10 protein-coding genes are annotated in these 15,687 nt (G+C 40.0%); 8 read left to right on the top strand and 2 right to left on the bottom strand.

Features of this window, described 5'->3' with window-relative positions; translation table 11 throughout:
* Positions 1-243: 243 nt before the first annotated feature.
* Complete coding sequence (locus tag OCU38_RS03660) at positions 244-3,012, bottom strand: chondroitinase-B domain-containing protein (RefSeq protein ID WP_261823786.1); 2,769 nt, start codon at positions 3,010-3,012, stop codon at positions 244-246.
* Positions 3,013-3,863: 851 nt separating this feature from the next.
* Between OCU38_RS03660 and OCU38_RS03655 the strand changes: the two genes are divergently transcribed.
* From OCU38_RS03655 to OCU38_RS03645, 3 genes are read left to right on the top strand one after another with little or no spacing between them, the layout of a single operon-like run.
* On the top strand, positions 3,864-4,373 hold the full coding sequence (locus OCU38_RS03655) for a TRAP transporter small permease (protein ID WP_261823785.1): 510 nt from the start codon (positions 3,864-3,866) through the stop codon (positions 4,371-4,373).
* Positions 4,374-4,424: 51 nt separating this feature from the next.
* Positions 4,425-5,732, top strand: coding sequence for a TRAP transporter large permease (locus OCU38_RS03650; protein WP_261824228.1), 1,308 nt, complete (start codon positions 4,425-4,427; stop codon positions 5,730-5,732).
* 27 nt (positions 5,733-5,759) lie between these two features.
* Positions 5,760-6,731, top strand: coding sequence for a TRAP transporter substrate-binding protein (locus tag OCU38_RS03645; protein ID WP_261823784.1), 972 nt, complete (start codon positions 5,760-5,762; stop codon positions 6,729-6,731).
* Between the two features lie 155 nt (positions 6,732-6,886).
* Here OCU38_RS03645 and OCU38_RS03640 read toward each other — a convergent pair whose 3' ends face one another.
* Positions 6,887-7,735 carry an alpha/beta hydrolase gene (locus OCU38_RS03640; RefSeq protein ID WP_261823783.1) on the bottom strand — a complete coding sequence of 283 codons (849 nt, stop codon included), beginning with the start codon at positions 7,733-7,735 and terminating at the stop codon, positions 6,887-6,889.
* A gap of 795 nt (positions 7,736-8,530) precedes the next feature.
* Here OCU38_RS03640 and OCU38_RS03635 point away from each other — a divergent pair.
* From OCU38_RS03635 to OCU38_RS03615, 5 genes are all read left to right on the top strand, one after another.
* Positions 8,531-9,958, top strand: coding sequence for an aminotransferase class V-fold PLP-dependent enzyme (locus tag OCU38_RS03635; RefSeq protein WP_261823782.1), 1,428 nt, complete (start codon positions 8,531-8,533; stop codon positions 9,956-9,958).
* 68 nt (positions 9,959-10,026) lie between these two features.
* Positions 10,027-10,959, top strand: coding sequence for a transporter substrate-binding domain-containing protein (locus tag OCU38_RS03630; protein ID WP_261823781.1), 933 nt, complete (start codon positions 10,027-10,029; stop codon positions 10,957-10,959).
* A 2-nt stretch (positions 10,960-10,961) separates the two neighbouring features.
* Positions 10,962-13,253: a putative bifunctional diguanylate cyclase/phosphodiesterase gene (locus OCU38_RS03625; protein WP_261823780.1), complete on the top strand. Its 2,292-nt coding sequence runs from the start codon at positions 10,962-10,964 to the stop codon at positions 13,251-13,253.
* 237 nt (positions 13,254-13,490) lie between these two features.
* On the top strand, positions 13,491-14,165 hold the full coding sequence (gene imuA, locus OCU38_RS03620) for a translesion DNA synthesis-associated protein ImuA (RefSeq protein ID WP_261823779.1): 675 nt from the start codon (positions 13,491-13,493) through the stop codon (positions 14,163-14,165).
* A complete protein-coding gene (locus OCU38_RS03615) occupies positions 14,162-15,649 on the top strand; it encodes a Y-family DNA polymerase (protein WP_261823778.1) in 1,488 nt (495 codons plus the stop codon). The genes imuA and OCU38_RS03615 overlap by 4 nt, the downstream gene beginning before the upstream one ends.
* Positions 15,650-15,687: the final 38 nt, after the last annotated feature.

Genomic DNA, 15,687 nt, shown 5'->3' with positions numbered 1-15,687 from the left:
CTTAAACTTAAGGGCAAGAGTGGCTGAAAAATACTAACTGGGTAGTGGATTTATAAGAACGGCCCTTGAAAACAGATCATGGAATAGGATGGCGTCAATCCATCGTAGTCAGTACATGTTTGTAGCACTTACCTACCTAATGTCATCCTCAACATGAAGGAGATACCCCAAAATAAAAAAAAGCCCCTTCGGTAATCGAAGGGGCTAAGCTAGCGTAAATTAATTTTTACTAAGCAGAGTTACTTATTTTGCGTTTACACGGTTGATGATGCGAACTTCATCAAAGTATGCTTTTGAGTCAGATGCTGGTGTACCTTGGTACGTTAGAGCGAACTCATCTAGGCGAACTTCTAGTTCTTTGTCACTTTCTACTAGAGCTTCTAACTCTTCTTGAGTGAAGGTTTCAGTATCGATTTCCATGTAGGCAAATACGTTAACATCAGTGTGTGAACCGCTATTGAAATCAACAGTTACTTGCTTAAAGCAATCTTTAACACTGCCTTCAGGTGCGTCGTCTAGGTCTCTCACATGTGCTCTTGCTTCCGCAATAACTAGGCCATCGCTATCTTCAACACCGTAGTGTAGAGTTGATGCAGAGTCATCGCCTTTGTTATCACAGTAGTACAGGCTGAATGTCATGTCTGTACCTGTTGGAATACCAGACACTTGTTGGCTTAGGCCAGGCTTAGAATCAAAGTTGTATACTGCTTCGCCAGACTTAAAGCGAACACGAGCAGAACCACTTGAACCACCTTCGTCAGTAAATGCTGAGTCGCCAGAGCTACCTACATCACCTAGACCTTCGCTGCTACCTTCTCTTGAAACCCAAACATCACTGCTACCACCGTCAGCACGCCATTGACCTAGGTCGCCATCAACGATGCCTGCATCTAATGTCACTTCGTCAGCTAGTGCTAGAGATAGATCCGCTGAAGTTTCAGAGCCAGTTGTGAACTCATGGATAACCAGTTGGTACTCACTATCAGAAGCGTCACCGTCAAAGCTGTGCTCACCTACAGTAATGTTGTATTTACCTTTAACAAAAGCAGATACTGCATGTGGTGTGTTCGCTAAAAGAGCCACTGTTTGTGATGCGCCTTGGTCACTACCTTCAACTACTAAGCTTGAACCGTAGCTGAATGTATCAACGTTAGTCGTTGATGCGTTGCCAGACCAACCTTCTGTTCCATCAACAAATGCGTAGTTTTCAATTGCTACTTCGTTGATGATAGCTGCAGGCTTCTCAAAGTCGTAAGATTTAGGACCTACATCAGCATAAGTTAGTGGCTCAAGTAGTGGAGTACCATTGGTCACATCATCCGCACCCGCTAGAGTCGCTTCGTTACGTGCAAGGCCATCCATATCGATAGAAATTGCTGCAAACTCACCTTTATCGTATTCAGTCGCATCGATGCTTGAAGACTCTGAAGGACGGTATAGACCATCAATTCCTTTTGCTAGATCAACACTAGCAGTAGAACCTGAAACGTTGTCAGTATCAGCAAATGAATCACCATTTACGATGTTACCTACAACAACAGAGTCACTTGCCCAACCGCGGTCAGTACCAACGTATACTGGACCGATAGCTTGATCAACGATGTTGTTGGCAAAGTAAATTTGATTAGGTTGGTCAGACTTACCGCCACCATCAATATTGATACTATTAACGCTGTCTACCACTGTGTTAAATGCAACATGTACATTTTCTAATTGCTGGTAGCCATTACCACCATCACCAGAACCGTCGCCACCTAGTAGAACAATACCGCCGTGGTGAGTGGATGATTTATAACGCGCACCTTCAATGTAGTTGTTAGCCACGATATGACCATCATCTACCAGTCTTAAACCACCTGCGTAAGGGTTACCATCACCGAACACAAAGTTATTTGAAACGTTGTTGTGGTTGCCGTGACGGTTGGTGATTGAACCGTAGCTGTTACGTACTGTGTTTTGTGCGATTACGTTGTTTGATGCTTTGTTTGAAATAACTTCCGCTTCACCTTGAATACGCTCAAATAAGTTACCCACGATAAATGAGTTACCTGCATAGTGGTGAGTTTCACTTAGACCAGTACGAATTGCTTCGTAGTCATTGTCACTGCTGCCTGCGTACAATTTACCGTTTGTTGGTGGACGGTTTGCAAAGTAGTTGGCATAAACAGTGGTGTACTCAGCTAGGCCACCATTGCCTTCATCCATTAGTCCACTTTCACGTAGTAAGGAAACCATTGGGTTACCCGTTGTTTTACCACTGAAAATGTTGTGATCAAGCCAGTTATGTTGACCGTATAGTGCAATCCAAACACCATTGTCTGAGCTATCGCTAGTTAGGTTTTGGTCGCCATCAACATTAAGGAATACGTTTTCTGAAATACGACAATGGTTACACATTTCGTCAGAGCCAAAGCGTGTCTCTAGTAGCTTGCTGCTTGAGCTTTCAGGACCATCGAAAACAAGGCCGTGTAGTTGAACGTGCTCACCGCCCATAACAACTTTAGCTTCACCAGTGATGATTACTTCACCAGGAGTCACAGCACGAACTTTGATTGGCGCTTCTTCAGTACCAATACCACCAAACTTAAGGTTTGCTTCGGTATAAGTGCCATCTTCGATACAAATTACAGTACCAGCAGCTAGTGCGGTTTCATTCATATCAATTTCTGAAACAGTTTCTGTACACTCAGCAGGATCAGAAGTCAGTAGCGTTTTAACACCTTCAGGCATAGCTGATACAGAAGGAACATCTGATTCTACTTCTACAGGTGGTTCTTCAGGAGTTCCTTCACCAGGATTTTCTTCACCTGGGTTCTCTTCGCCCGGGTTTTCTTCACCCGGATTTTCGTCGCCTGGGTTTTCATCTCCAGGAGGAGTCACTGGATTAGCAGGTTCAATTGGTGTAGCTGGAATTGAATTATCAGGGGTATCAGCTGTGTCGTTGTCTGTAGTTGAGTCGTTACAACCGACCAATGCAAGCCCAATTAATATGGCTAAAATATTCTTGTTCATGTGTCCTCTCTCACTTGGAGTAGTTATATTTTGTGAGTACATGTTATTAGATATTTCAGAAACGCCAAGCGATCTAGATCCCATTTGTCATACATCAATATTATATGACGCTAATTTACAGGATGTAACATCATAAAATAACCCTTAAAAAACAGTGACTTACAGAATTGTGAATTACTTATATATTGATTTCATGAATAACTAAAAGCATGACGAACCTCACTATTTATTCTCGTGCAAAATATAAATATTTTACAAGACAGATAAAGAGTCACTGTATTTGCTGGGAATTCAACGTTATTTCATATGCTGGGCAATGGAATTATATTCATAATTATGAATATTTAGGCGATGGCGTTTTTAATATCATTAGAAATGCATAAATTTGAAGAATATCTAAATTACCTGCTACCACTAGTCTTATTTTATAGTTAAAAACTTAATACCATTTAACGGCAATGTTTCTTCTATATGAAGGTTCAATAGAAATGAAAGTTTCTATTTCTCTACTTTCTATATCAGACATAGATAGCTTCCACGCTTCATGCATCAATAATTAAGAGCAATGTATTAGAGCTATGCTCTGGTCAGTAGATCGCTGCAGTACATAAGCAACAACAAATAAGGTTTTTCCTTAAATTCTCTTTATTCGTTCGAATACCCTAGCGAGATCACATTCTCATTCTATTTTATGACTAATACCGCACTTTTAAGAAAATCGACTTTAAATATACATTTGTTACGGATAACATTTTCCGTGTAACAAAATATAAGAATGCATTTTTATTTATTTAATCACAGTATCAATGTGATTTTGGTCTCAGTTTTTACTTACCGAAAGGAATATATGAGTGAATTTTTTCTCTACCATAGTTGATAAAATCACTAAATTACTAGGTGGATTTCTTGTTGTATTGATGTGGCTAATAGTTACAACAGTGGTATGGCAAGTATTCACTCGTTTTTTCACTGATTCTCCATCAACTTTCACTGATGAACTATCTAGATATCTTTTAATTTGGATTGGTGTTTTAGGTGGTGCTTACACGTACTCTTTAAAACGACACTTAGCTATAGAACTACTCATCACTAAAGTTAAAAACAAGAACGCTTTAAACATTACTATCAGTTTGATGGTAATCGCATTCTCTAGCTTAGTGTTAATTTATGGTGGTTCGAGTGTTGTAATGAGAACGCTTCAGTTTAACCAAGTATCTCCTACATTGAGCTTGTTTGGCTCCAATTTACCTATGGGTTATATCTATTTAGCTGCACCTATTTCTGGTGTGCTAATCAATATATTTGCCATAAATGATATTTTGAAATATTCACATGACATTTGTACATCAAGAAAGAGTTAATAAATTATGACATTACTAGACTTAATGTTTACTGAACAATATCTTTCAATAATGCCTGATGCTGTCTATTACTTGTTACCGGTTATTGTCTTATTTGGCTCGTTATTTGTATTCCTAATTATAGGAATGCCAATTGCGTTTAGTATTGGATTATCTTCACTACTAACCATATTCCTACATTTTCCAATCGACAAATCGGCAAGTTTAGCTTCTCAGCAGTTATTAAGAGGACTGGATAACTTTGGGCTATTGGCTTTACCCTTCTTTATATTTGCTGGCAACCTCATGAACTCTGGTGGTATCGCTAAGAGACTGATTAACTTTGCCATGCTATTAGGTGGTCGACTGCCGGGTGCGCTATGTCATGTCAACGTTATTGCAAACATGATGTTTGGCTCACTATCAGGATCAGCCACCGCCTCTGCAGCCGCTGTTGGCGGGCTTATGGGCGAATTACAGAACGAAAAGAAATACCCAAAAGATTTCTCTAGTGCGGTCAATATTGCCTCTTGTCCTTCAGGACTACTGATACCACCATCAAATGTATTAATACTGTATGCATTGGTCAGTGGTACATCCGTCCAATACTTATTCTTAGCTGGCTACTTCCCTGGAATATTGATGGGTCTAGCAGTAATGGCAGGCATCTTTATTTTCGGTAAAAAATACAAGGTACCACAAGAAAAAGTAAGATCAGAGAAATCCGCGTATAGCATAATCATTGAGGCAATCCCTAGCCTATTTATGGTTATTTTAATTATGAGTGGCATCGTAGGAGGTGTATTTACAGCAACAGAAGCTTCAGCTATAGCCGTTGTGTATAGTTTAGCGCTCGGCTTTATATATAAAGAACTAAAAATTAAAAACTTAACGTCTATCGTTATCGATAGTGTAATTATCACGTCAATCGTATTACTGATGATTGCAACATCAAGTTCGATGTCTTGGGCGATGTCAAATGCTGATATACCTCAGTATATTGCAGAGTTCATACTTAATATTTCTGAAAATCCAATCATTATATTGATTTCAATGAACTTGATTTTCCTTGTGGTTGGCACATTCATGGATATGTCACCCGCTATATTAATTTTTACACCTATTTTATTACCGATTGGCGTTTATTTGGGAATGGACCCTATTCATTTCGGAATCATGATGGTGTTTAACTTGTCTATTGGTATTTGTACCCCCCCTGTCGGCACTGCTTTATTTGTAGGCTGCAGCATTGCTAATAGAAAAATAGGCGATGTAGTACCAAAACTCTTACCAATTTACGGATTTATCCTATTGGCATTGATAATCGTTACTGCATTTCCAAGTCTAACTATGTGGTTACCTAAGCTAGTTGGCTATTAAACATTAATTTTTAATAAAGGATAAAAAATGAAAATAATGAACTTAAAGACTTTATTGACCTGTACTGGATTAGCAATGCTATCTCTATCATTCAATGCATCAGCGAAAATGCAAAAACTCGCTCATGCAATGCCATTAGAGCATCCTGTACATAAATCCTTAACTTGGTTCTCACAAGAAGTTTCTAAAAGAACAAATATGAGAATTAAAGTTTATCCTAACTTAACTTTAGGTGGTGAAGAGTCAACCTTACAAATGGTACAAAACGGCACTCTAGCATTTGCTAAAGTCGGTGGTGGTTTAGCAGCCTCTTTTTCACCAGAATATAAAGTGCTGTCTTTGCCTTACTTATATAAAGATGAAGCGGATTCAAAAAGAATTTTACGCGGCCCTGTCGGTGATAAAATTCTACAGTCTTCTGAAAAAGACGGCTTTATTGGACTCGCATTTTTATCTAGCGGTTCTCGTGGATTCTATACCAAAACCAAAATATCTACGCCGGAAGATCTTAAAGGTCTAAAAATTCGTGTGCAAAACTCACCAATCGATATTGATACGATGAAAGCATTAGGCGTTAGCCCTGTGCCAATTTCATCAGGTGAAGTTTATTCTGCATTGCAACAAGGTGTTGTAGATGGCGCAGAAAACAATATCCCGACTTACTTCTCTACTCGTCAGTACGAAGTAGCAAAATATTACACTTTAGATCAACACACCATGATTCCTGATCTGCTCGTTGTATCTACTGAAATTTGGCATGGTCTATCAAAAGAAGATCAAGCGACTATTCGCCAAGTGGCAAGAGAAGCTTTAGATGTTCAAGATAAGTACTGGGATGAATACTCTGACTATGCAAAAGCTGAAATCATCAAAAATGGTGGTGAAATAACTGAAGTTGATGTTTCTGCATTCCAAAAGAAAGTATCTAGTGTTTATGACAAGTTCAGAAAAGAGAACCCTGCTTTGGTTCCAACTCTGGATGCGCTACAAAGCTACTAATTTAAAAGACTTAATGCAGTGCTAACCACTGTCGTTAAAAAGTAACTCCAGTCATGGATACTGCACCTTGCAGTGTCCATGACTTATTTCCTCAATATCCTCTATTTAACTCATTGTCATTTTTTAAACGGCAATAGTTTGAACAGCAACGGCAATCAATCAGACGTCATAGCACCTAAAACCGCATTCCAAAACTGTACTCCGGCACCATTGAGCTGCTCGGGACTGGCTAGAAACTCTGAATGTTTAGGCGTTGAAACAACCGTTAAATTAGCATTAGCAGCCGCTTTAGCCACTTTCTGAGCCATCCATACAGGAAAACGACCATCGGTCTCACTATGCACAATACTCACAGGCATAGTTATCGATGTAACTCCAGTCACATTGTTATACGCATCCGGCACCACAAATGAAAATATGGGTAATACAGAGCCACTTTCAATCGCAACATCTCGAATACTAGAAAGAGGACTGGCAAGTACCACACCATTTGCGGTCATCTGTTGATGATGACTAAGTGCATCGATAAGGACCCCAGTGCCTAAAGAATATCCCAGAAAATAAGAGGCTGTGTTTCCGATCCTCGCCTTAAATTGTGTATAAGCGGCTAATGCGTCTTCACGTAACGCCTCAACAGAAGGCTTTCCTTGGCTTTGTCCAAATCCGCTGTAATCGAACACAAACACTGACAAGCCTCGTTGATGTAAGCGCTGTATAGCCCACACCCAATTCGATAAGGATTCATTTTGTCCATGGAACACTAAAACGGCACCCATTGCGTCTTTGGCGGGCACATACCAAGCCTTTAGTACGCGATCATTAGCTTCAATATCAATGTCTTCATATTGAATCCCCACATCGGTAGGTGTTGCACTTCCTAAAGGTGATACCGCAAATGTGCTTTCTTGAAACTGTTTTTGTCCAATATTTAAAGACACTATCACGGTGATTACTATTGTGGTTATCAGTGACATTATAAGAAATAGGATCAGTTTTTTTGACATATTCACAACCATGTTCTTTGCAGATTAAGCGCTTATTTGCAGAATATTTTCATTATATTCATATTTACTTTAGCAACATTTTCCTGTTAAACCACTATATTCACGACTTTTCCCTGCTGGGTGCACGCTAGCAAGATCAATCAGGGTGCTGCAAATTAGACATCGCTTCTAACGGGTTTATTCTTCTCTTTAATACCGCAAAACCCTATCTATCTAATCGTTATTTCGCCGCTATTTTACATAATCACATGTTAATATTTACCCTCTATATAGAATGCATAAAATTACAGCTATTCGCATAATAACTTATCTAATAAGTAAGGTTTACTAATGCATAACTGGCGACTCTCGGCAAACATCAATAAATATCCAGTGCATTACAATAATCAGCCTAAAACCACAAACTCACCTCTAAAAGAAATCAACTAAATCACTGATATATATGAGTTTTAATTTAATTTCTCGACAATGATCACGATTTACCAACATGTAACAGCTTAAATATATCAATTATAAATTGCTGTAAATATAATGTGCCTCTTGAAATAACATGCATAAAACAGAATTTATATGTTACTGGGTGCTTATTCGCTATTTTTAAACATAAGCTACTTTCACAAAAACATAATATTGAAACATATAGCGTTAATACTGGTTAGATAAGATTTTAACTATGCCTTGTTTGATACGAAGTTAAGATTTTAGTCTTTAGAATACGACATTAGCAGTTTCTAATATCGTTCTTTAAGTACTATAAGAAAGATTTATCTAAACTCAATTAAAGGAAATGAAATAATGAGTGAAACCACGTCTAAGTTTAACCGTAGGGATTTTTTAAAAGGTAGCGCAGGTGTTGCTGTTGCAGGACTAGGTACTTCTCTTTTCTCAACGAGTGCTTTAGCGAGACACCAGCACCACCCACACCATCCACACGCAGCCTTCTCTCATGGCAACTCTTCAGACAAAAATTTCTGGAAGAAGGTTCAACAGCAGTTCTCTTTAGCGAATGGCAATGTTTACATGAACATTGGTACAACAGGTTCAATGCCAACTAGCGTGCAAAAGACCCTAGCTGAGAACCATGAGCTTGTTGCTAAATACCCTTGGGACATGCAAAACAAGTTTGGCAGCTGGCCTTACATGAGCCAAATGGCAGCAGACATTGCACCTGGCTTTGGCGCAGATGAAAATGAAATCGTTCTAAGCCGAAATACAACAGATGGCATGGTTTCTATTCTTTCTGGTCTAGATTTCCAAAAAGACGACATCATCATTACTACTCATCATGAGCATATTGGTGGACGCTCTCCACTATTTAGTGCTGCCGATCGCGTAGGTGCTAAAGTTGTTTTTGTTGAAATCCCTGTTTACACAGGCGAGAAAAAACTGAAGAAAAAAGACTTTGTTGATGTGTTTGCTGATGCCATTAAAGAGCACAATGCAAACGGCAATGTACGCTTGGTAATGTTCTCTCACATTACTTACTTAACCGGTACTTTACTACCAGCAAAAGAGATTTGTGCACTAGCACGTGATAACGGTATCCCAACGTTAGTTGATGCCGCTCATACCATTGGCATGATGAATGTTAATCTGCATGACATGGATTGTGATTTCTATGCAGGTTCTGGTCATAAGTGGCAGTGTGGCCCAGGCGCAACGGGTATCCTTTATATTCGTCAAGAAGCTGAGCGTTTGATTCGTTTCTGGCCTGCAGACCGCCGTCCTTTCTACTTTGTTAACTCATCACTTGGTGAAGATGGTTATCAAACAATGAACTTTGTGACCAGAATGCAGTACATCGGCAACGACAACTACCCAGCCAAACAAGCTCTAGCTGATACTTGTAAACTATGGGATGAAATTGGTCGTGATAAAATCGAAGAGCGTATTCTAGATCTTAGTGCTTTGTGTAAAGAAGAGCTAAGCAAAGAATTGCCACACGGTACTCTTTTCTGCCCACCAGAGCGCGAACTATCAAGTGGTTTAACTTCGTTCAACCCATTCTCTGATGACCTGTCTAACGGCACTCGTCTAACTGAATTCCGTGATCTACTTCGCGAAGAATACGGATACACTATCCGCACTACTAACTTCTCATTGCGTCTAGACGATACTACTGCTACTTATGCATTACGTATTTCTACTCACTTATTCCATGATGAAGATGATGTAACGGGTCTAGTGAAAGCGATGGCACATTTGTACAAACGAATGGCTTAATATTCGCTTAACAGCCTAGGGCTTACTTGCTAATGTAAGCCCTACTTTATATTTCAAGGATGAAGGCAATGATAAAAACAAAGACCACATTCACCATCATAAAAAGTCTTTGCATCGCTCTATTATTTGTTATCAAGCCAAGTTATGCCTATGACTTAGCCGATGTCAAAAAAGCAGGTGTAATTCGTCACATTGGCATCCCTTACGCCAACTTTGTCAACTATATCAACACCGATGGTCTCTATACGGCTCAAGGCTTAGATATTGAACTCATACAAGGCTTTGCTAAGTACTTAGGCGTTGAATACCAATTTGTTCCAAGCACTTGGAATAGCGCTTTTGGTGACCTCACAGGAAAAGAAGCCATTTATAAAGACAACGTCATACAGTACGGTAAAAAAGTGCCGATTACAGGTGATGTGATCGCTAATGGCGCAACCATTCTCCCGTGGAGAGAGCAACTAATTGACTTCTCTGATGACTACTTCCCTTCTGCTGTATGGTTAATTTCTCGCGCTGACTCAGAGCTACAACCTATTTCCCCAAGCAATAGTGTCGATAAAGACATTGATGCCGTGAAGACCTTGCTCAAAGATCAAAATGTGTTAGCTATGGAACAGACATGCCTAGACCCTAACTTGTATGATCTGTACAAAACTGGGGCTAATATCATTCTTCCTGAAAAAGCTCGCAAGTTAAATGAAATGGTCCCTGCGATATTAAATAAAGATGCAGATAACACACTGCTCGATGTTCCAGACACTTTAATTGCGTTAGAAAAATGGCCTGGTGAAATTAAAGTTATCGGCCCAATTTCTGAAGAACAGTTTATGGCTGCAGGCTTTAGAAAAGATTCACCTAAACTACGTGAAGCCTTTAATGATTATTTAAGGGAAATTCGACGTAATGGTACTTACAATCAGCTAGTTGAAAAATATTACCCTTCTGTATTTTATTATTACAGTGACTACTTTAAGGCTCACAAAAGTAACGATACATGAATATGAAGCTTAGATTAAATCGCCGCAATGCCATTCTCATGGGAGGATTTCTTCTAGGCGCTTACTTGCTATTAATGATTGTTGTCACTAATGCTGGGCAAAATCGCCTCAAAGAATCACAGTTGAATGAGCTGAATCTGAATGTAAAAATTTATTCAGAATCCATTGGTTACTTCTTTGAGACGACCAAAAAAGAATTGAGTGAAGTTGCCCAGCATAAAACGACGTATACGTTTTTCGCAAACCTTGCTTCTGGTATGTCCATGCAATACGGATTAGGATCAAGTTTACTGCAGTTGCGCCGTAACTTGATTCGCCATACCAACCCTAACCCGCATCTACATGAAAACGCTAAATTTAATCGAATGCTTCTGGTTGGCTTTAATTCAAACATTATTGCGGATTCAAGCCCAAAAATCCCGTTTGATTTAAGCAGTATTCCATTTAAAAAAATGCAAACTGTCGATCACGAAATTGATATTCTGGTCGAAAATGATCATATCGTTATTCGAGCATTACAAAACGTTTATCTCAATGGTGAAGTCGTCGGTATTTTAGTGGGTGATGTTAAAAATGAATCCATCATAAACCTACTTACTACCCAAGAATATCAACTCAGTAATAGCCAACTTACGCTCTCTACCGTGCACGGTGCACTGCCTATTTGGGATACTTTTGATTCATCGGGTGATCATCACTCAAACACTTTGTACTTTAATCAAAAAGTAGCGAACACCCCGTTTAGTCTGCACGCTTGGTTTGCACCGATATCAGAAAGCCAGATAATCACATCAACTTGGTTTACTATCGCGCTGTCCTTCTTGGCGGTGCCCGTTATTTTAGGACTGTACTACTCATTACGAATTAACAATACTAACCTAATACTCACCACTAAAATTGAAGAAACACATAACCAACAAGCGGTATTAACACGGCAGAACCATCGTCTTAAAACAGAGATAGACAGGCGTAAAATGTTTGAAAAAGAACTGGCTTATCAAGCCAGTCACGATATTTTAACCGGCCTATCTAACCGTAAATCGGGCGATGAAAAACTAAGGCATGCCTTGCTGCAAGCGAAGCGAGATGATGTCAACGTGTTAGTTATGTTCATTGACCTTGATGATTTCAAACAAATCAACGACACCTTAGGTCATCTAGCCGGCGATAGACTTCTTGTGCAAACAGCTAAGCGTTTACGTCAATCAGTTCGTAAAACCGATGTGGTTGCGCGCATTGGCGGGGATGAATTTTTATTGGTTATCCCTAACCTAAGCTCAGAGAAAGAAGCTCAAACCTTAGCCTCTAAACTGTTAACCATCTTTGAACAGCCTTTTCAGCTTAACGGCAGCCAATTTTTCATCTCCACCAGCATTGGCATGTCCATGTACCCTCAAGATGGCAAAACCACCGAAGAGCTAATGGCACATGCTGATATTGCGATGTATCGAGTGAAAAAAGAGGGGCGAAATGGCTTTAGCTTCTATGAAGCAAGCATGAATACCGATGTTCAAAGAAGCTTGGATATTGATGCTAGGCTACGCCAAGCAATTAACGATAATAAATTAGAGATCTACTATCAGCCGATTATTGATCTAGAAAGTAAAAAAATCACCGGCGCAGAAGCCTTAATGCGATGGTGGGATGACAAACTTGGCTTTGTACCGCCAGATGAATTTATTCCTATTGCAGAGAGAAATGGGCTTATCCATAAGTTAGGGCATATGGCGCTACATACTGCCTGTCACCAAGCTCAACAATGGCAAGCCATTCAACCGCTTTCCATTGCTGTAAACTTTTCTGCCGCTCAATTTAGACAGCAAGAAACATTAATTGAAAGTATCTTAACTGCCCTAAGTAATTCGGGGCTAGATGCCAGCTTACTTGATATTGAAATTACGGAAAGCTTACTCTTTAACAACAACATCGAAACGGTGCAAATATTAGAAGAGATCAAACGAATTGGCGCGCACTTTTCTATTGATGATTTTGGTACCGGATATTCGGCGTTAAGTTACCTACAGAAGTTTCCATTTAGTAAGCTCAAAATCGATCGTTCCTTCTTGCAAGATATGGAAACAAACCCTTCTTCGCAAGAACTGGTCAATGCCATTATTGCTATGGCAAAAGCACTAGGGCTGAAAGTGGTTGCTGAGGGGGTTGAAACTCAGTGGGATCAAAACTACTTAAAAACACAGCATTGTGAATTTGCCCAAGGATATTACTACAGTAAAGCGCTCTCTAAAGAAGACTTTGAAGCGCTCTTATTACAACACAATCCAGACGTTACCTAAGCGTTTACCTCTATTTACTGGGTATTAGGCACTCTAAAAGCCTAATACCCACAGCACCTTACTTTCAAGCGCTCCAGCTCCTCCAACTTCCTATTGCCCTTTACCCTTTGCCCTTTATCCAAACTTCATTGTCACTCTTTGCCACCTGCATTTATGGTTAATTTATAGGCAGATCTATATTGTCACTTGCGTCTCATGCAAAGTTAAATATACTGTATGTATATACAGGTATTTATTATGCAAAATATTATTGATTTATTACAGCGTAAGCAATTGATTTGGAAGGGTTCAGAGCAAAACATCCCTTTAATTAATCAGCCGTCTTACTTTAGTGAATGGGATCAACATCTAGAAGGTTTCCCAAAAATGGGGCTTATGGAGATCCAATCTGAATTCGGTATTGGTGAACTGAGGTTACTGACCCCTATGTTGCAATCAACCACTCAAGATCGCAGCTTGGTATTGATTAACCCACCTGCCCTGCCATGCGCTCATTATTTTGAAACTGAAGGTATTGCCCCTCATAACGTCTTAGTTATAGACAGTACTAAACACGACTTATGGGCGGCAGAGCAATGCTTAAAAAGCGGTAGTTGCGCCTGCGTGTGCTTATGGCATCCACAATTGGAGGTGCACCAAGCCAGGCGTTTACAAATTGCAGCCGAAAAAGGCCGAGCATTAAACGTACATTTTAATCTCGACCGCCAAAATAGTGCTTCGCTACCCATTCCTCTTAGCGTACAACTCAATGCAACAGAAAGCGGAATGACGGTAGATGTGATTAAACGTCGCGGCGGATGGCAACAACAAGCCTTTAGCGTCGATTTAAGTCACCGCTGGCCGCAACTTTGTACTCAAAAGCCTTTGCACCAAGTCATTCCTTTTCCTCTACACAAGAGGCAACACGCATGAACCTTTGGCTGTATATTCATTTCCCAAAATTGCAATTAGATACGCTGTTTGCAGACTCAACTTTAGATTCTGCAAACAGCTCTAAAGTCGCGTTCAACCCTCAAGCAAAAAATGGGCTTAACAATCAACTTATACCCCATGATCCAACACAAAACCCCGCTATCTGTATTGTTGAGCAACACAAGATCATACAGCTCAATCAGGTAGCTTCAGATAAAGGCATAACATTAGGAATGGGATTAGGTAGCGCTGCTTCACTGTGCGCCGAACTGCAAGTATTTCCTTATCAACAGCAAATAGAAATCGATAAATTACAGCAAGTTGCACAATGGTTGTATGTGTATACCTCAGACATTACTCTCTTCCCAGAGCAGGGCTTGCTACTTAAGGTCTCTAATATGCTAACCCTTTATCGCAACCTCAATAGTTACTGGAAAACCATCTCACAGCACCTTAATCAACTGCATCTGAACTATCACTATGCCACCGCATTTTCTCCTCTTGCGGCTAAGCTTTTAGCTGAAACTCACTGTGATCGTATTACTGATGATCAAGACACTATCGAACAATCTGTTTTACAGCGCCCACTCATTACCACTGAGCTTAGTACGGCAAATATAGCGAAACTTGCTCGTATTGGCGTACATAATTTAGCGCAGCTTACCGCTCTTAATATGACGGACATTGCGCGCCGTTTTGATATCCAAGTCGTCAACTATGTGGGGCGACTACTCGGTCAATTTAAGCACCCTGTGCAGTATTATCATCCGCCCGCTCACTTTAATCAGCACCTCAATTTATTGTATGAAATTGAGCATACTCACTGCTTAATCGCACCGCTAAGCCGCTTATTAGAACAAATGGAAAGCTTTTTAAAGCTAAGAGATAAAGTGGCCTACGAAATTCAACTTAGCCTTTATCAAAGGGATCAATCACAGCAGGAGATCACCTTCTATTCTGCTATTGGTGACTACCTTTCTGCTAAGTGGCTACAACTGTCTAAACTGACGCTTGAATCCATTCAGGTTAGTTCACCTATTCTATCCATCCGCTTACAAGTGATGCGTATGGGAGAAACGCCGGCCACCAAAGTTGACCTATTTGATCAACACACAGGGGAAATATCACCTTTAGAGCTGCTTTCTTTATTACAAGCTAAGTTAGGTCCAAAAGCGGTACAAGGTATTGCCTCTAATCACGATCCTAGGCCTGAGCTCAGTACTACCTATGTTCCTGCCTTTTCAAAGCCAGAAAAAAATCACACACAAGTAAAACTCACTCGCCCTAGTTTTATCTATCCCAAACCTAAACCTCTCCATAGCAAGGTTGAAATTATCCAAGGTCCTGAGCGTATTCATAGCGGATGGTGGGATGGAAACTCAATTAACCGTGATTACTATATAGCGCGAGAACACAATGGCCGCTGGTTATGGATATACAAAACCCCAACTAAAGAATGGTTCATTCAGGGAGTATTCAGCTAATGAGCAACTTACCTTCTAGCATTCAACTGTAATGTATT

Source organism: Vibrio neonatus (assembly GCF_024346975.1).
Lineage (GTDB): Bacteria > Pseudomonadota > Gammaproteobacteria > Enterobacterales > Vibrionaceae > Vibrio > Vibrio neonatus.
The sequence above is the reverse complement of the archived record's forward strand: the minus strand, read 5'-3'. Positions and strand labels throughout refer to the sequence as shown.

Bases quoted from the DNA above. Each gene is read 5' to 3' on its own strand.
- OCU38_RS03660 (WP_261823786.1), bottom strand. From the start codon at position 3,012: ATGAACAAGAATATTTTAGCCATATTAATTGGGCTTGCATTGGTCGGT.
- OCU38_RS03650 (WP_261824228.1), top strand. From the start codon at position 4,425: ATGCCTGATGCTGTCTATTACTTGTTACCGGTTATTGTCTTATTTGGC.
- OCU38_RS03645 (WP_261823784.1), top strand. From the start codon at position 5,760: ATGAAAATAATGAACTTAAAGACTTTATTGACCTGTACTGGATTAGCA.
- OCU38_RS03640 (WP_261823783.1), bottom strand. From the start codon at position 7,735: ATGTCAAAAAAACTGATCCTATTTCTTATAATGTCACTGATAACCACA.
- OCU38_RS03635 (WP_261823782.1), top strand. From the start codon at position 8,531: ATGAGTGAAACCACGTCTAAGTTTAACCGTAGGGATTTTTTAAAAGGT.
- OCU38_RS03630 (WP_261823781.1), top strand. From the start codon at position 10,027: ATGATAAAAACAAAGACCACATTCACCATCATAAAAAGTCTTTGCATC.
- OCU38_RS03625 (WP_261823780.1), top strand. From the start codon at position 10,962: ATGAAGCTTAGATTAAATCGCCGCAATGCCATTCTCATGGGAGGATTT.
- imuA (WP_261823779.1), top strand. From the start codon at position 13,491: ATGCAAAATATTATTGATTTATTACAGCGTAAGCAATTGATTTGGAAG.
- OCU38_RS03615 (WP_261823778.1), top strand. From the start codon at position 14,162: ATGAACCTTTGGCTGTATATTCATTTCCCAAAATTGCAATTAGATACG.